Below are 15597 nucleotides of genomic sequence, written 5' to 3'. Positions count from 1 at the left end.
GCTTCCGGCTGGGACGTCACGATCTACTACGGCGCGCTGGACGGCAGCGGCAAGGAGACCGGCAAGCGCCACCCGCCCGGACCCCCGCGACCCCACTCTGTGGCCGCAGCGTGAGGCGCTCAAGTCGGCGCTGCAGTACCCGGCGCTGGCGGGCCCAGTGTTCGACACGCTGACCGTCGAGAGCTTCACGCACCCCGGCTACGCCGCCGTCCGCGCGGCCATCGAGGCCGCGGGCGGCACCTCCAGCGGCATCACCGGGGGGCAGTGGATCGAGGCGGTGCGCGAGGGGGCGGCGGCGGAGCTCACCGCGGGCCTGATCAGCGAGCTCGGCGTCGAGACGATCGCCGTCGACGAGGAAAAGCTCCCGCGCTACATCGGCGGGGTGCTGGCCCGGCTGCAAGAGGTGTGGATGGGCCGGCAGATCGCCGAGGTGAAATCGAAGCTGCAGCGCATGTCGCCCATCGAGCAGGGCGACGAGTATCACGCGCTGTTCGGCGACCTGGTGGCGATGGAGGCCTACCGCCGCAGCCTGCTGGAGCAGGCTAGCGGCGGCGATGTGACGGTGTGAGCGCCTCGTCACCTGCCCGCTCGGGGTCCCGCTCCATGATCGCGGTCTGGTCGTCGATCTCGGTCAGGGTGACGAAGCCGGCGTCCGGGGAGATCCGGTTGGCGATCTTGCGGCGCCCGCCCTCGATCATCGACTTGGCGACCGGGCTGCTGGTCAGGGCGCGATAGGTCCCGGCGAGCTGCTCGTACCGGCGCCGCCCGGCCTTCGAACCAAGCACGTAACCCAACCCCAGCACCACGGCATACCGGATCAAAGCGTTCCTCCCGACGATCGTTGGTTCCATCCTGCCTCACCGGGCGGGGTGCCCGCGCAGCCGGCGGCGGCCGCCCCGGGACCGCGCGGTTAGTTGGGCCCGGTTGGGCCAGTACGCTAGAGTCGTCCCGCGATTGTGTTGATCCCCTGTAGCTCAATTGGCAGAGCGTTCGGCTGTTAACCGATAGGTTCCTGGTTCGAGTCCAGGCGGGGGAGCATCTTCTGGGCGTCAGTGGCCGGCGCTTTGACCGCCGTCGACGTGCAGGATCCCCCAGCAGTTGGCGCGCTCGACCAGCGCGGTCGTCACATGGACCGCGTCACCCCCGGGCGGGCGCCGGTCGCCCGGTGCAGCACGTCGGCCGCCAGCCGGCGACCCAGAACGATCGGCGCCACGCAGCGTTGCATCTTCGCGCCGGCCAGCGCGCCGTCGTAGAGCAGCTGGATCTCGTGCGCGACGTCGTTCGCGCCGCCAACTCCCGCGGTGGTCAGCAGGTCCGCCATGGTCGCGTGCATCCAGCGCCGATGTGCGCGCACCGGTTCGAGGTCGACGCCGGGAAACTCGGCGGCGGCGTTGGCGTAGAGGCAACCGCGATACCCGCGCCGCGGCGCGGCCGCGCGCGCGAGGTCGAAGAATGCCAGCACCTTGTCGCCCGGCGCGGCGAGGCGCGAGGCGGCGCGCCGCCACCGCTTGCGGTCAGCCTGATCCAAATCGGTCAGATAGGCCAGCACCAGCGCGTCCTTCGAGCCGTACCAGCTGTACAGGCTGGCGCGGGCCACCCCGGCGTCGCGCAGGATCTGGTCGATGCCCACCGCCCGGATGCCTTGTGCCGCAAATAGTTCGGAGGCGACCCGCAGGAGCCGGTCCGAGGGTCGGGCGGTCCCGGTCCGCGCGGCCTTCCCCGCCCGCGCGCGGGTCGACGATGTGCTCATGGCTGCAGCTTAACCACACAACCCACGTAGACAGATCGTTCTGTCTGTGCCAATGTCGTCCGCATACCGGGCACGTCCGTATCGGGTTGTCGGCGGGAGTCGCTGTGCGCCTGCGGATTTGCCGGGCCGCTGCCTGCTCGCCGAGCGGTGTGGGCCGCCGGTGTGCGACAGTGAACCCTCGGGTTCCCTCACTTTCGGAAGGACGCCTCCGGTGGCCACAGAAGCGGTACGCATCACGGCCGGGGCCAAGCGCTTTGGCGCGTCCCAGGTGCTGGCCGACATCAACCTCAGCGTGACCGTCGGCGAGGTGCTGGCGATCGTCGGCCGCAGCGGCTCGGGCAAGTCGACGCTGCTGCGGGTGCTGGCCGGCCTGGAGACGTTGAGCGCGGGAACCATCACCTGGCCCGCCGACGGCACCCGCCCGCAGACCGGGGTGGTGTTTCAGCAGCCGCTGCTGATGCCCTGGTTGACCGTCGCCGACAACGTGGTGTTCGCGAAGCGATTCGCCGCGCACCGCAAGACCTTTGACGCGCGCTACGCGGCGGAACTGATCACCCGATTCGGCCTGGACGCGTTGGCCGGCCGGTATCCCGAACAGCTGTCCGGGGGACAGGCGCAACGCGTCGCGATCCTGCGCGCGGTGGCCACCCGGCCGCGCCTGCTGCTGCTCGACGAGCCGTTCAGCGCCCTGGACCCCGCCACCCGCGGCGAACTGCAGCGGTGGCTGGCGGACCTGGCCGCCGAGCTGGGGGTGACGGTCGTGCTGGTCACCCACGACGTCGACGAGGCGCTGGCGCTGGCGCGACGCGTGGTGTTGCTCGGCGAGGACGGGCGCATCCGCCGCGAGTGGGCCCTCGACGAGGCGGCCGACCGGGCCCAGCTGCGCGGTGAGGTCCTGGACACTTACCGGGTCGCGGCACCGGTGTCGCCGTGACCGCGCCTACGTTCTCCCGGCGGCGCGTGCTGACCGGCGCTGTGGCCGGATTGGCAACCGCCGGAGGCGTTTTCGGCATCGCCGACCTCGCGCGCGCGGCGGCTACCGATCCCGCCAACCTGACCGGCCAGTTGCGGGTCGGCTACCTGCCGATCACCGACGCGGCCCCGCTGCTGATCGCCCATGCGGCGGGGCTGTACCCGCGCCGCGGCGTCAGCCCCGCCCGGCCCGTGTTGTTCCGCAGCTGGGCGTCGCTGGCCGAGGCGTTCATTAGCCGACAGGTCGACGTCGCCCACCTGCTGATGCCGATGGCCGTGCAGCTGCGCTACGGCCTGGGCAGCGGCGTGCGCGTGCTGGGCTGGAACCACACCAACGGCTCCGCGCTCACGGTGGCGCCGCACATCACCGACCTGTCCGACCTGGCCGGCACGCAGGTCGCCATCCCGTTCTGGTGGTCGATTCACAACATCGTGCTGCAGGAACTCCTTCGCGCGCACGGGTTGCGGCCGGTGCTGCGCCGCAGCGCGTCCCGGGCGGACCGCACCGTCGAGCTCATCGTGATGAGCCCGTCGGACATGGTGCCCGCGCTGGCCAACCGGTCGATCGGCGGTTACGTGGTCGCCGACCCCTTCAACGCGGTGGCCCAGGTGAAGAAGATCGGCCGCATCCACACGTTCCTCGGTGACGTGTGGCGCGACCACGCCTGCTGCGTCCTGATCACCCGGCAGGACGTCATCGACGGACGCCCCGAGGCGCTGCAGGGACTGCTCAATGCGGTCGTCGCCGCGCAACTGCGCATCGACGCCAACCGGGGTGCCGCGGCGGCCGCGCTCGCGGGCGGCAAGTACCTGCCCCAGCCCGAGCCGGCGATTCGGCTCGCGTTGACCTACCCGAAGCCGCCGTATGCCTATGCCCACCCGGACTGGGCGCCGCAGCGCGTGGGTTATCAGCCGTTCCCCTTCCCGACGTTCACCCAGCGGCTCATCGAGGCCATGGACCAGACGGTGGTCGACGGTGACCGGCGCTTCTTGAGCCGCCTCGACCCGTCCCGGGTGCACGAAGATCTCGTCGACGACGCGTTCGTGCGCAAATCGCTTGCGGCCGTCGGCGGCCCGTCATCGTTCGGCCTCGCCGCCGACCTGACCCGAATCGAACAGGTGCAACCGCTATGACGATGATCGACGACGACGCGGCGCCGCCGCTCACCGCGGGCCCGGGACCGCGCCGGCGCACCGCCGTCGCCCGCCTGCTCCTGCCGATCGTCGGGGCCGCTGTCGCGATCGGGCTGTGGTGGCTGACCACCACGGTGCTGGCCGCGCCCCACTCGCTGCTGCGCCAGACCGCCCCGCAGAAGGTGGCGCCCGCGCTGGCCGACCTGTTCGGCCGCGGCGTACTGACCGGTGACATCGGAATCAGCTTGTGGCGGTTGGTGATCGGCTTGCTGACCGCCACCGTGCTCGGGATCCCCGCCGGCCTGGCGCTGGGGCTGAGCAGGGCGATCGACCGCGCGGTGCTGCCGTTGGTGCAGTTCGTCCGGATGATCTCGCCACTGTCCTGGGCGCCGATCGCGGTGGCCGTCTTCGGCATCGGTAACGAGCCGGTGATCTTCCTGATCACCGTCGCCGCCGTGTTCCCGATCCTGCTCAACACCGCCGCGGGTGTGCACGCGATCGAACCGGGGTACTTGTACGTCGCCCGAACGTTTCACGCGACCCGCCTCGAGCTGCTCACCGCCGTCGTGCTGCCGGCCGTGCGCCAACACGTGCTGACGGGCTTGCGGATCGCGTTGGGCATCGCCTGGGTGGTGCTGGTCCCGGCCGAAATGTTAGGCGTCCGTTCGGGTTTGGGCTACCAAATCCTCAACGCCCGCGACCAGCTCGCCTATGACCAGGTGGTGGCGGTGATCGTGGTCATCGGGGTGCTGGGTTTCGGCATGGACCTCGCCGCGCGGCGGCTGCTCGCGCCGCGCCGCTCCGGTCGCGCCGCCCCCGTCAACGCCTGACCCCTCACAGCAGGTAGTTCAGGCCCCACTCGCGTTCGGCGGCCACCTGGGCCGCATTGCCGGCGGCGCCTGGGGCCTCGGCGTGCCGGGTGGCCAGGGCGACCAGGCCCGAAGCCATGGCGAAGACGCCGACCCCGTGCCGCTCGCTGGCGTTGATCAACTCGCCGAACGCGGCGTCGACGCTGCACCGGCGCCACCCGATGAGGATGCCCACCGCCATGTCGAGCACGCGTGTGGTGTCGCGGCGGTGTTGGTTGACCGGTGCCCTGCTGGTAAGCCCGTCGATCATGGTCGAATCTCCTCGGTCGTGGATGCCTGACATGCGGCATCGCCGCCGCAAAGGTGAGTCGTGACGAAACAGTGAAAGGCCACTAGCAACAGCGCGCGGCGACGCGACACGAAAAGGCCGCGGCCGTCGGTGCATGCTGGTGCATCACCTGACTATACGTCAGGGCACCGCCTATGACGAAGTGAAAGTATTTGACTCTCAGGCGATTTAAAGGTGGCGGGCAGGTAACCCGCCGGCCCGCTGCACGCACCTCAGGCGAGCAGGGGCTCCAGCGCCGAACGCAGGTCCGCCGCTTTCGGCACGCCGGCGGTGCGGTACCGCTGCCGGCCGTCGGCGTCGAAGATGAACGTGGTCGGCAGCGACAGCACCGAAAACCGCTTGGCCGCACCCGGATTGGCGTCGATGTCGATCTCGACGTGCGCGACGTCGGGCAGGTCCGCGCAGACCTGGTCGACCACGCGGCGCACCGACGCGCAGGGCCCGCACCAGTCGGCGCTGAAATGCACGACCGTCGGACCGCTGTGCGACAAGCCCAAATCCGAGGTGTCCTGCTCCGCGGCGGGCGCGGTCTGCCGCAACACGCCCGATCGCCGGTTCATCACGACGCCCACCGCCCCGGCGGCGAGCAGCGTGACGATGATCGCCACCGCGGCGATCGTCATCGCGCTCACGCCGGACCGCCTGGTGCGGTGCACGCGCTGGAAGTCATCGCCTCAGCCCGTCAGATCGAGAAGTCCTCGCCATACCAGACCCCGCCCTTCGGGGGCCGGATGACGCGGTCGGTGTGCGAGCCGTCGACGCGGGCCTCCAGCTCGGCCACCCGGGTGAGCAGCGACTGCAGGCTCACCCCGACCAGGTCGGGCATCCCCGAGTCGTCGGTGGCGGGGCGGCTGCGGCCGATGACCTGACCCGGCACCCCGACGACCACCGCATCGGAGGGAACCTCCTTGACGACGACGGCGTTGGCGCCGATCCGGCTGTCGCTGCCCACCTTGATCGCGCCGAGCACCTTGGCCCCCGCGCCGATGACCACGCGGTCACCGATGGTCGGGTGGCGCTTGCCGGTCTCCTTGCCGCTGCCGCCGAGCGTCACGCCGTGGTAGATCGTGACGTCCTCGCCGACCTCGGCCGTCTCGCCGATCACCACGCCGGTCGCGTGGTCGATGAACAGCCCGGGGCCCAGGACGGCGCCGGGGTGAATCTCGACCCCGGTCCCGATCCGGGTGAGCTCGGCAAAGACCCGTGCGGCCACCCGCGCGCCGCGGCCCCACAGCCAATGGCTGATCCGGTGCCCCCACACGGCGTGCACGCCCGGGTACGCAAGGATCACCTGCAACGTGGTCGGCCGGGCCGGGTCGCGGTCCCTAGCGGCCCGGATGTCGCGGCGAATGTCGGCAAGCATGTCAATCCGCCAGATCGGCGAAGAGCGGGGTGCTCAGATAGCGCTCACCGAAGCTCGGCAGCACCACCACGACGAGCTTTCCGGCGTTCTCGGGGCGGCGGGCCACCTGCAGGGCGGCGACGACGGCCGCGCCGGAGGAGATGCCGACCAGCAGCCCCTCTTCCCGGGCCAGCCGTCGGGCCATGGATAGCGAGTCCTCGTTGCCGACCGGGATGATCTCGTCGACCAGGTCGGTCGCGAGCACGGGCGGCACGAACCCGGCGCCGATGCCCTGGATGGGGTGCGGCCCCTTCTGGCCGCCGGAGAGCACCGCCGAGGCGGCGGGCTCGACCGCGACGAACTTCGTCGACGGCTTGCGTTCCTTGATCACCTGGGCGACGCCGGTCAGGGTGCCGCCGGTGCCCACGCCCGCGACGAAGAAGTCGACCTTGCCCTCGGTGTCGCGCCACACCTCCTCGGCGGTGGTCCTGCGGTGGATCGCCGGGTTGGCGGGGTTCTCGAACTGCTGGGGGATGAAGTAGCGCTGGTCGTTCTTGGCCAGCTCCTCGGCTTTGGCGATGGCGCCGGCCATGCCCTCGGCGCCGGGGGTCAGCACGATCTCGGCGCCGAAGGCGCGCAACAGCATTCGTCGCTCAGTGCTCATCGTCTCGGGCATGGTCAGCACGCACCGGTAGCCGCGCGCGGCGCAGACCATCGCCAGCGCGATGCCGGTGTTGCCGCTCGTCGGCTCCAAGACGATGGTGTCCGGCTTGAGCAGGCCGGCCTCCTCGGCCGCGTCGAGCATCGCCACGCCGATGCGGTCCTTGACGCTGTTCGCCGGGTTGAAGAACTCGAGCTTGGCGACGACGTCGGCCACCGCCCCCTCGGTGACCCGGTTCAGCCGGACCAGCGGCGTATTGCCGATGAGCTGTGTGACGTCCTGCGCGATGCTCATGAAGCTCCCTTAAGCGGTGTCGGAACAGGGCTCGTTCGCCTGCCAGATGATGTCGAATTCGATGGCTACATCTGTGGGTACGGTCAGGGCGATGGGGGTCAGTCGGTACGGCGCGCCGTCCAGGGCCACCCCGGTCAGTACGCGACCGGTGAGGTTGTGCGCTGTCTTTGCTGTCATTGTCGTTGCCGATGTGCCTGGTGCCGGACGGAGGTAGAAATCGCTGCCGGGCTCAACAATATCGCGAATCACCGCGCCGTCGGCGTCGACCAGCGTGTGTCCCTCAGTGACGCTGAGGGCCAACGGGATTGGCACCTGAAACGGGCCCACCAGGTGCGAGTCGGCGGTCGCCTGGTGTTCGACCAGCCGGAGTTCGTCCGCGCCGCGCGCCGCGTTGCGCGCCCCGTCGATCAGGTAGTTGTACAGGTGCACGACCATGTCGGCGTTGCGGTAGTGGCGGGTATCGGTCAGCCAGAATCGCACCTCGTCGATCGTCGGGTCGCCGCCCTGTGCCGTGGCGAGCAACCGGTAGTGGCGGTAGCCGCTGCCGGCGCGGCCGTGCCGGCTGGCCGACAGCGTGCTGCCGACGCCCAGCGTCCGCTGGTGGCGGCCGGCGCCCGCGTCCACCGTCAGGTGAGAACCCGAAACGTCCTGCCAGACAGTCCCATTGGTGGATTTTTGCAAGCGCAGGTGCACGGGCCCGGCGGCCTCCGTCCACACCGAGTAGCCGCCCAGCTGCGGTTCGCCGTCGAATTCGAAGGTCAGCGACGGCCCGGGACCGCGCTGCACCCGCACCGGGACATTGCGGGGCCGGGTGTCGAGCGCGAGGCCGTTGGTGAACTGCCAGATCGCGGCCTGCGTGGCGGCGATGGCGTGGTGCTCGCTGATGTTGGCCGGGCCCTGCAGGTACCCGGCGGCGCGCAACTGCCCGCTCAACTGCGCTGTCGTGCGCATCGGGAAGGAGTTGCGCAGGATCCAGTCGACCTCGGCCTCATGCCCGCGGGTGTGCAGATGGGGCAGGGTGGACCAGGTGCCCAGGCGGTAGCGCGTCGGTCGGTCGGGTGCGATGCCGCAGAAATCCAGCGAGTAGGCACGCAGGTTCGGGTTGAGCCGGATCAGGTCGGTGCGCGCCCGGCTGCCGTCGACGAACTCGATGGTGTCGACGGTGTGCGAGTAGGTGCCGCCGCGATAACGCGTCATGCGGGTGACCTCGGTGGTGGGCCGGACCAGGACGCGGCGACGGGTCGTCACGGGCGCCGAGGCGCGTGGCGGTATGGACAACACTGTCATGGGTTGCTGTTCTTCCTGAAGTTCGAGAGTTGCGCGCTATGCGCGAGGGCGAATATCACCCGTCAGCGAAAAAAGCGCGACGATTAGAACGCGAGAATGGCCGAATCAGGCAATCAACAACAGCGACAACAGCACACAGCAAGACAGCGCGAGGGCATACGGCGCAGCTGTGGGGCTTGGTGCATGCGGCCCATCATAGGGCATGATGTGCGCGGGCTCGTCCGGCCTGCGGATAAGCCGGACAGCGCGAAAAAATTCTCACTGAGTTTTACACTTGCCGCGGCTCGGCGAGATTGTATTTCGCGGGTGAATTCGACCACTACCGCCCTGGTGTTTTCCACGGAAACGAAAGGACCATCATGACGTCGGCTCAGAGCGAGTCTCAGACCCTCGGCGATCTTGCCGCCAGGCAACTCGCGAACGCGACCAAGACCGTCCCGCAGCTTTCGACGATCACGCCCCGATTCCTGCTGCACCTGTTGAGCTGGGTGCCGGTGGAGGCGGGCATCTACCGGGTGAACCGCGTGGTCAACCCGGAGCAGGTCGCCATCAAGGCCGAGGCCGGCGCCGGCACCGACGAGCCCCTGCCCGAGACCTACGTCGATTACGAGACCAGCCCCCGCGAATACACGCTGCGCAGCATCTCCACCCTGGTCGACATCCACACCCGGGTCTCCGACTTGTACTCCAGCCCCCACGACCAGATCACCCAGCAGTTGCGGCTGACGATCGAGACCATCAAGGAGCGCCAGGAGTTCGAGCTGATCAACAGCCCCGAATATGGGCTGCTCGCCCAGGCGACGCCCGAACAGACCATCCAGACCCGGGTCGGCGCTCCCACCCCCGACGATCTGGACGCGCTGATCACCAAAGTCTGGAAGACGCCCAGCTTCTTCCTCACCCACCCGCTGGGCATCGCGGCGTTCGGCCGCGAAGCCACCTACCGCGGCGTACCGCCCGTCGTCGTGAATCTTTTTGGGGCGCAATTCATCACGTGGCGCGGCATCCCGCTGATCCCGTCGGACAAGGTACCGGTGGAGGACGGCAAGACCAAGATCATCCTGGCGCGCACCGGTGAGGAGCGCCAGGGCGTGGTCGGCCTGTTCCAGCCCGGTCTGGTGGGCGAGCAGGCGCCGGGGCTCTCCGTCCGATTCACCGGCATCAACCAGTCGGCGATCGCGACTTACTTGGTCACCCTGTACACATCCCTGGCTGTCCTGACCGACGACGCGCTCGCCGTGCTCGACGGCGTCGCCGTGGACCAGTTCCATGAGTACAAGTGAGTACCGCGCGGTAGACGCCGAAAGCGACCTGCCGATCAGCGCCGCGGAACTGGCCGCGCTGGCCAGCCAGCTGTATGCGGCCAGCATCCGGCCCGGCCCCGACAGCCCCCCGCAGTCGGCACCGGTCGCGCCGCGGGGCAGCGTGCCGGACGTGACCGCCGCGACGTCCGCCGCGCGGACCGCGGCGGGCACCGCCGACGCCTACCCGTCGCCGGCGCCGCTGGCCGGTGGCTCCGACGTCTACCTGCCCGCCGCGACGTCGCCGTCGCTCGAGACCCCGCCACAGACGGTGCCGGTCGCACCGCGCGGCAGCGTTCCCGACGCCACCACCCCCACGTCGACCGGGCGCACGGCGGCGGGCGCGGCCGACGTGTATTCGAATCCCGTTCCCCTGGTGGGCTTTCGGGACGTCTACGTCCCGGCGCCGACCTCCCCGCAGCCGGACGCACCGCCGCAGACGCTGCCGGTCGCGCCCCGGGGCGGCGGCCTCGACCCGACGGCCGCGGCAGCGGCGGGTACCGCGCATCCCTTCGCGGTGCCCACCGACTTCGGTGCGTACGCCGTGCCCAGCCAGGGCATCGTTCCGACGGTGCCCGGCGTGCTGGCCGGCGCCGCCCCGGCCGCCGCGCCGGTGGCCCCCCGGGGCGAATCGCCGTCCTGGCTTCCGGGAGCGCCGGGAGTCGGCGACCTGGGCTGGTCCGATGCCGCGTCCGCGGCCGCGCCGGGCGCGGGGGACGAGGGCAACTATCACTTCCTGACGGGCGCGGGGCCGATACCGCGACTGCCCGACGAACACGAGGTGTTCGAGGTCAACGCGATCCGGGCGGACTTTCCGATTCTCGCCGAAGTGATCAACGGCAAGCCGCTGATCTGGTTCGACAACGCCGCGACCACCCAGAAGCCCCAGGTGGTGATCGATCGCCTGGTGCGCTTTTACAGCCACGAGAACTCCAACATCCACCGCGCCGCGCACGAACTGGCGGCGCGGGCCACGGACGCCTACGAGGAGGCCCGCGACACCGTGGCCGACTTCATCGGCGCGCCGAGCTCGGAGAACATCGTGTTCACCCGCGGCACCACCGAGGCGATCAACCTGGTGGCGCACGCATGGGGCGGCAAGCACCTGCAACCGGGTGACGAGATCGTCATCACCCACCTCGAACACCACGCGAACATCGTTCCCTGGCAATTGATTTCGCAGAAAACCGGTGCGGTCCTCAAGGTCGCGCCGATCGACGACGCGGGCAACCTGTTGCTCAACGAGTTCGAGCAGTTGCTCGGTCCGCGGACCAAGCTGGTGGCCGCGAGCCAGGTGTCCAACGCGTTGGGCACGGTGGTGCCGGTGGACAAGATCGTGGAGTTGGGGCATCGCTACGGCGCGCGGGTGCTCATCGACGGCGCCCAGTCCATCCAGCACATCCCGACCGATGTCGCCGCGCTGGGCGCCGATTTCTACGTGTTCTCGGGCCACAAGATCTACGGGCCGACCGGCATCGGCGCGCTCTACGGCACCACGGACGCGCTCACCGAGACCCCGCCCTGGCAGGGCGGGGGGCACATGATCGCCGACGTCACCCTGGAACGGTCGCTGTACCAGGGGCCACCGGTCAAGTTCGAGGCGGGCACCGGCAACATCGCCGACGCCGTCGGGCTCACCGAGGCGCTGCGCTACGTGCAGCGGCTCGGTGTCGAGCGCATCGCCGCCTACGAGCACGCGCTGCTCGAATACGCCACACCGCGGCTGGCCGACATCCCCGGTGTGCGCCTGGTCGGCACCGCGACGGAGAAGGCCAGCGTGTTGTCGTTCGTGTTGGCCGGGCACGAGCCGCTCGAGGTGGGCAAGGCCCTCAACGCCGAGGGCATCGCCGTGCGGGCCGGGCACCACTGCGCCCAGCCGGCGTTGCGGCGCCTGGGCCTGGAGGCCACCGTGCGGCCGTCGTTCGCCTTCTACAACACGTTCGACGAGATCGACGTGTTCCTCAGGGCGGTGCGCAGGATCGCCGAGGGCGGCGCGGCGATCGGCTGACGGACCTTCGAGCGAAAAGCCCGCCTGCGCCGGAAAGCGTAGGCGGGCTTTTCTGGGTGTTGGTTTAAGTGCCTGCGCTCCAACCGAATACGCGCGAGGTCAACAGCACGATACCCAGCGACACGGTGGCGACGACGGTGAGGCCGATGACCGCGACGGCCAGCGGGCGCCAACCGGTGCGGGCGATCTGGTGGATGTCGGTGGTGAGCCCGACGCCCGCGAAGGTCAGCAGGAACGCCCACTTGGACACGTTGGCCAGGTTGGCGGTCTGGCCCTTGCTCAACCAGCCGGCCGTCGCGATCGCCGACACCGCCAAAAATCCCAGCACGAACTTCGGGAATTTGGCCCACACGAACGCGGCCTTCGCCCGCGCTCCCGGCGCGATCTCGTCGGCCTCGCCGCGTCCGGCCCAATACAGCGCGAAGCCGAGCACGACGAACCCGATGAGCGCGTTGCGGGTCGACTTCACCAGCACGGCGATCTTGCCCGCGTGATCCGAATACAGGTAGCCGGTGGCCGTCGTCTCGGCGGTGTTGTCCACCGACAGGCCCGCCCACAATCCGAATTCGTGGTCGGTCAGCCCGATCGCGTGTCCCAGCGGTGGCAACACGAACAGCGACACCGCGCCCAGTGCGAGAATCGCCGCGATGGCGTAACCGACGTCGGAGTTGCGGGCCCGGATCGCGCCCTTGGCCGCCACGATGGCCGACACCCCGCAGATGGACGTCCCGATGGCCAGCAGCGAACCGAGCTTGCCGGACAGGCCGAACGCGCGGGCGGCGAAGATGATGATCGTTCCCGCGATCACCATGTCCACCAGGATCTGCACCAGGCTGGTGGCGCCGAGCTTGGCGATGTCGCCCAGCACGAAGCGCGAGCCGAGCGCGACGATGCCGACCTTGAGCCAGAACTGATAGGTCAGCACCCCGGGCCGGAATACCCGGTGCAGGCCGACGGTGTTGGTGATGATCAGGCCGATGACGATTGCCCACAGCACGTACTCGATGTCCGGAACGGTCCAATGATGGTGCTTGGCAGTCGAATTCCACCAGATCTGCGCGTACTTGCCCAGCACGCCCACCGCGACCAGCAGCAACAGGCCCGGAACGTAGTCCAGTGGCCTGGCGCTGGTGAAGGTGGCGTCGGTGGTCTCGTCCGGTTCGACGCTGACGGTGCTCACCCGGGTCACCACGGAATCTTCGGTAGCACGCCTGCCACCGCCAGCGCGGTGATCACGCCGGCCAGGATGGTCGCCCACCAATCTTCGCCGAGCCGCGTCAGCCGGCCGTTCCGTCGCGGCGTATCCGGGCCGCCGCCATCGCCTTCCGGTGCGCCTTGCACCACCACGAGCACTCCTCTTGGTTTCGGGGGGCCCCTCGTCGGCGCGCCCTTGTCGGAATGGTTGCCCGCGGGACCGGGGGAGCCAAGTTATTGGATCGGGGTGAATCTAGCGCCGCAGCTGCGGTCGAGCGGCGCTGAACGGCGGGCGGCGACCACGCGTCAGGTCGGCAGATCCTGTTCCTCGGCGTCGGCGCGATAGCGGTCGACCCAGTCGTCGGAACGCTTGTCGGCCTGGCGTTCCAGCACCGGCTCGGGCGCCAGCTGCGGATCCAGGCCCAACGATTCGAGGATGGTCGCCACCACTTGAGTCAGGTTGCGCCACAACACGGGATAGGGGATCTCGAGGGGCTCCACGCCTTCCTCGGCGAACCACTTCCGCCAGCCCTCGTCTTGGGCCCGCAGCATGGTGACCACGTGCGCGATGGCACCGGCGTGATAGGTGGCGCGGGCATCGCGAACCGGGTCGGGGCGGCCCCGCCACACGCGGGTTTGTACGGCGCGCCAAAAGGACACGGCCTGCGACACCGCGTCGGGCCGGTAGACGTAGATGTAGAGCGGCTCCTCGCCCACGACGTCGCGGATCGCCGCGCGCAGCCCATCGCCGCTACGGTCCGGCAAACCCTGGGCGCGACTGAGCAGCAACGGGGTCTGGTTCCACATCAGCTTGCCGCCCCACACGCCGTTCGGGGTCTTGCCGACGGTGCGGATGTAACTGCGCCAGACGTCGGCCGGCGCCAGGTCGGGTGTCCCGGCGTCGAGCGGGTCCAGCAGGCTCAGGATGGTCTCGTCTTCGACACCGGCGAACCACTCCCGGGGCTGTGGGGCCTGGCTGGTGGTCGGCAGGTACTGGAAGAACTCCTGCGGTTCACCAGCGACGCCGGTCGCGCGCAGCGATTCGACCAGCAGCGTGCTGCCGCTGCGCTGGGAGGCCAGCACCAGGTATGACGACGGGTGATCGGTCACGCGGGAAGTTTAACCAGACGGGGCGGGCCCCGGAGCAGGTCCGTTCGGCTCACCTTGAGGGAAACCCTTGCCGGACAGCGTCGTTGCCCGAACTGTGGCGATCGGGGTGCCGCCCCATTGCGGCACTGCCGCCGCGTGATCACTTCGTGACATTGCATCTCGATGAGCGCAAACCTGACGGTGCGGGCTGGGTTGCCCGTAGATTCCTGGGACCTAGTGCGCGACGTGCCACGGTGGCCGCGCGTAAGTAGCGCTGTTCTCGTCGCGAGCGGCTAGTTACGCACGGATAACCGTGTTACGAACAATGGGGGTCTTCAGTGAGTCGGAAAGGCCGCCGTCGGGTTGGGTCAGCTCGGTGAACGGCCAGAGCCTGGCCAAGCCGATGAACGCGCTGGGCCAATTCTTCCTGCTCTGCGCCGAGGCGCTCGGCGCCATGGTGCGCGGGCCGTGGGCGTGGCGCGAAGTGCTCGAACAGATTTGGTTCGTCGCCCGGGTTTCCATCTTCCCGACGATCATGCTGTCGATTCCCTACACCGTCCTCATCGTGTTCGTGCTCAACATTCTGCTCGTCGAGATCGGTGCCGGGGATCTGTCCGGCGCCGGCGCCGGCCTGGCATCGGTCACGCAGGTCGGGCCGGTCGTCACCGCCATGGTGGTCTCGGGCGCCGGCTCGACGGCCATGTGCGCCGATTTGGGCGCGCGCACGATCAATGAGGAGATCGATGCCATGAAGGTGATCGGCATCAACCCCATTCAGGCGCTGGTTGTTCCGCGCATCATCGCCGCCACCTTCGTCGCCGTCCTGCTCTACTCGGTGGTCGCAGTGACCGGGTTGACCGGCAGCTACATCTTCGTGGTCTTCGTCCAGCACGTCACCCCGGGTGCGTTCATCGCGGGCATGACGTTGGTGACCGGCCTTCCGCAGGTGGTGATCTCGTTGATCAAGGCGACCTTGTTCGGGCTGTCCGCGGGCCTGATCGCCTGCTACAAGGGCTTGTCGGTGGGCGGCGGCCCCACCGGGGTCGGCAACGCGGTGAACGAGACGGTCGTCTTCTCGTTCATGGCGCTGTTTTTCATCAACATCCTCACCACCGCGCTCGGCGTGAAGGTCACGGCGAAATGACCGGCGTCGCAGGCGAACCGCCGTGGTTCGTCACGGTCGGGCCCAGGCTGGTGGCCTCGACCCGCAAGTTGGGCGAGCAGACCGTGTTCTACGGGCAGTCCCTGGCCGCCACCGTCGACGCGGTGCGCCGCTACCCGGGTGAGCTGTTGCGGTTGATCGCCGAAATGGGGATGGGCACAGGCGCTTTGGCCGTCATCGGTGGAACCGTCGGCATCATCGGTTTTCTCACGCTGACCACCGGCGCCCTGGTCGCGGTGCAGGGC

At 69.3% G+C, this 15597-nt stretch carries 16 protein-coding genes, 1 tRNA gene and 2 pseudogenes; 9 read left to right on the top strand and 10 right to left on the bottom strand.

The window, feature by feature from the left end; genetic code table 11:
- Positions 1-568 (top strand): annotated as a pseudogene (locus tag A5714_RS07585) (DNA primase); the annotation flags it as partial.
- Here the strand turns inward: A5714_RS07585 and A5714_RS07580 are convergent.
- A complete protein-coding gene (locus A5714_RS07580) occupies positions 543-821 on the bottom strand; it encodes a hypothetical protein (protein WP_068284337.1) in 279 nt (92 codons plus the stop codon). The pseudogene A5714_RS07585 and the gene A5714_RS07580 sit on opposite strands and share 26 nt — an antisense overlap.
- 142 nt (positions 822-963) lie before the next feature.
- Between A5714_RS07580 and A5714_RS07575 the strand changes: the two genes are divergently transcribed.
- Positions 964-1036: transfer RNA gene (locus tag A5714_RS07575), tRNA-Asn, on the top strand.
- Between the two features lie 87 nt (positions 1037-1123).
- On the opposite strand, the gene A5714_RS07570 is transcribed toward A5714_RS07575, so the two are convergent.
- The gene (locus A5714_RS07570; RefSeq protein ID WP_068284334.1) at positions 1124-1750 is read right to left on the bottom strand and encodes a TetR/AcrR family transcriptional regulator; all 627 of its coding nucleotides are present in this window, start codon (positions 1748-1750) and stop codon (positions 1124-1126) included.
- Between the two features lie 211 nt (positions 1751-1961).
- On the opposite strand from A5714_RS07570, the gene A5714_RS07565 reads away from it, so the two are divergent.
- The 3 genes from A5714_RS07565 to A5714_RS07555 are packed head-to-tail and all read left to right on the top strand — an operon-like array spanning position 1962 to position 4686.
- Positions 1962-2684, top strand: a complete 723-nt coding sequence (locus tag A5714_RS07565) for an ABC transporter ATP-binding protein (RefSeq protein WP_068284331.1) — start codon at positions 1962-1964, stop codon at positions 2682-2684.
- Positions 2681-3856, top strand: a complete 1176-nt coding sequence (locus A5714_RS07560) for an ABC transporter substrate-binding protein (protein ID WP_068284328.1) — start codon at positions 2681-2683, stop codon at positions 3854-3856. The genes A5714_RS07565 and A5714_RS07560 overlap by 4 nt, the downstream gene beginning before the upstream one ends.
- A gap of 2 nt (positions 3857-3858) precedes the next feature.
- Complete coding sequence (locus A5714_RS07555; protein ID WP_156747218.1) at positions 3859-4686, top strand: ABC transporter permease; 828 nt, start codon at positions 3859-3861, stop codon at positions 4684-4686.
- 4 nt (positions 4687-4690) lie between these two features.
- Here the strand turns inward: A5714_RS07555 and A5714_RS07550 are convergent, their stop codons facing one another.
- From A5714_RS07550 to A5714_RS07530, 5 genes are all read right to left on the bottom strand, one after another.
- Positions 4691-4975 carry an ANTAR domain-containing protein gene (locus A5714_RS07550; protein WP_068065762.1) on the bottom strand — a complete coding sequence of 95 codons (285 nt, stop codon included), beginning with the start codon at positions 4973-4975 and terminating at the stop codon, positions 4691-4693.
- 251 nt (positions 4976-5226) lie between these two features.
- Positions 5227-5637: a thioredoxin family protein gene (locus tag A5714_RS07545; protein WP_369828292.1), complete on the bottom strand. Its 411-nt coding sequence runs from the start codon at positions 5635-5637 to the stop codon at positions 5227-5229.
- A 59-nt stretch (positions 5638-5696) separates the two neighbouring features.
- A complete protein-coding gene (cysE, locus tag A5714_RS07540) occupies positions 5697-6377 on the bottom strand; it encodes a serine O-acetyltransferase (RefSeq protein ID WP_068065767.1) in 681 nt (226 codons plus the stop codon).
- A gap of 1 nt (position 6378) precedes the next feature.
- Positions 6379-7311 (bottom strand): cysteine synthase A, encoded by a 933-nt coding sequence (gene cysK, locus A5714_RS07535; RefSeq protein ID WP_068065770.1) that lies wholly within the window; start codon positions 7309-7311, stop codon positions 6379-6381.
- Positions 7312-7320: 9 nt separating this feature from the next.
- Positions 7321-8598, bottom strand: coding sequence for a TQXA domain-containing protein (locus tag A5714_RS07530; protein ID WP_068065773.1), 1278 nt, complete (start codon positions 8596-8598; stop codon positions 7321-7323).
- A gap of 359 nt (positions 8599-8957) precedes the next feature.
- Between A5714_RS07530 and A5714_RS07525 the strand changes: the two genes are divergently transcribed.
- Positions 8958-9881 (top strand): family 2A encapsulin nanocompartment shell protein, encoded by a 924-nt coding sequence (locus tag A5714_RS07525; RefSeq protein WP_068065778.1) that lies wholly within the window; start codon positions 8958-8960, stop codon positions 9879-9881.
- Positions 9868-11907 carry a family 2A encapsulin nanocompartment cargo protein cysteine desulfurase gene (locus A5714_RS07520; protein WP_068284322.1) on the top strand — a complete coding sequence of 680 codons (2040 nt, stop codon included), beginning with the start codon at positions 9868-9870 and terminating at the stop codon, positions 11905-11907. Before A5714_RS07525 ends, A5714_RS07520 begins: the two co-directional genes overlap by 14 nt.
- Positions 11908-11971: 64 nt before the next feature.
- Here the strand turns inward: A5714_RS07520 and A5714_RS07515 are convergent, their stop codons facing one another.
- From A5714_RS07515 to A5714_RS07510, 3 genes are all read right to left on the bottom strand, one after another.
- Complete coding sequence (locus A5714_RS07515; RefSeq protein ID WP_068284319.1) at positions 11972-13099, bottom strand: YeiH family protein; 1128 nt, start codon at positions 13097-13099, stop codon at positions 11972-11974.
- On the bottom strand, positions 13093-13254 hold the full coding sequence (locus A5714_RS25960; RefSeq protein ID WP_156747217.1) for a hypothetical protein: 162 nt from the start codon (positions 13252-13254) through the stop codon (positions 13093-13095). Before A5714_RS25960 ends, A5714_RS07515 begins: the two co-directional genes overlap by 7 nt.
- A gap of 153 nt (positions 13255-13407) precedes the next feature.
- Positions 13408-14211 carry a Stf0 family sulfotransferase gene (locus tag A5714_RS07510; protein WP_068284316.1) on the bottom strand — a complete coding sequence of 268 codons (804 nt, stop codon included), beginning with the start codon at positions 14209-14211 and terminating at the stop codon, positions 13408-13410.
- A 382-nt stretch (positions 14212-14593) separates the two neighbouring features.
- Between A5714_RS07510 and A5714_RS07505 the strand changes: the two genes are divergently transcribed.
- Both A5714_RS07505 and A5714_RS07500 read left to right on the top strand, forming a co-directional pair.
- Entirely contained in the window at positions 14594-15334 is a 741-nt protein-coding gene (locus tag A5714_RS07505) for an MlaE family ABC transporter permease (protein ID WP_369829428.1), read from the top strand.
- A pseudogene (locus tag A5714_RS07500) lies at positions 15331-15597 on the top strand (ABC transporter permease); the annotation flags it as partial. The gene A5714_RS07505 and the pseudogene A5714_RS07500, both read left to right, overlap by 4 nt.

Source organism: Mycobacterium sp. E2462, from assembly GCF_001672685.1.
Classification (GTDB): domain Bacteria; phylum Actinomycetota; class Actinomycetes; order Mycobacteriales; family Mycobacteriaceae; genus Mycobacterium.
Note: the sequence above shows the minus strand (reverse complement) of the source record. Positions and strands in the feature narration are given on the sequence as shown.

Bases quoted from the DNA above. Each gene is read 5' to 3' on its own strand.
- A5714_RS07570 (WP_068284334.1), bottom strand. From the start codon at position 1,750: ATGAGCACATCGTCGACCCGCGCGCGGGCGGGGAAGGCCGCGCGGACC.
- A5714_RS07555 (WP_156747218.1), top strand. From the start codon at position 3,859: ATGATCGACGACGACGCGGCGCCGCCGCTCACCGCGGGCCCGGGACCG.
- A5714_RS07550 (WP_068065762.1), bottom strand. From the start codon at position 4,975: ATGATCGACGGGCTTACCAGCAGGGCACCGGTCAACCAACACCGCCGC.
- A5714_RS07545 (WP_369828292.1), bottom strand. From the start codon at position 5,637: ATGACGATCGCCGCGGTGGCGATCATCGTCACGCTGCTCGCCGCCGGG.
- cysE (WP_068065767.1), bottom strand. From the start codon at position 6,377: ATGCTTGCCGACATTCGCCGCGACATCCGGGCCGCTAGGGACCGCGAC.
- cysK (WP_068065770.1), bottom strand. From the start codon at position 7,311: ATGAGCATCGCGCAGGACGTCACACAGCTCATCGGCAATACGCCGCTG.
- A5714_RS07530 (WP_068065773.1), bottom strand. From the start codon at position 8,598: ATGACAGTGTTGTCCATACCGCCACGCGCCTCGGCGCCCGTGACGACC.
- A5714_RS07525 (WP_068065778.1), top strand. From the start codon at position 8,958: ATGACGTCGGCTCAGAGCGAGTCTCAGACCCTCGGCGATCTTGCCGCC.
- A5714_RS07520 (WP_068284322.1), top strand. From the start codon at position 9,868: ATGAGTACAAGTGAGTACCGCGCGGTAGACGCCGAAAGCGACCTGCCG.
- A5714_RS07505 (WP_369829428.1), top strand. From the start codon at position 14,594: ATGAACGCGCTGGGCCAATTCTTCCTGCTCTGCGCCGAGGCGCTCGGC.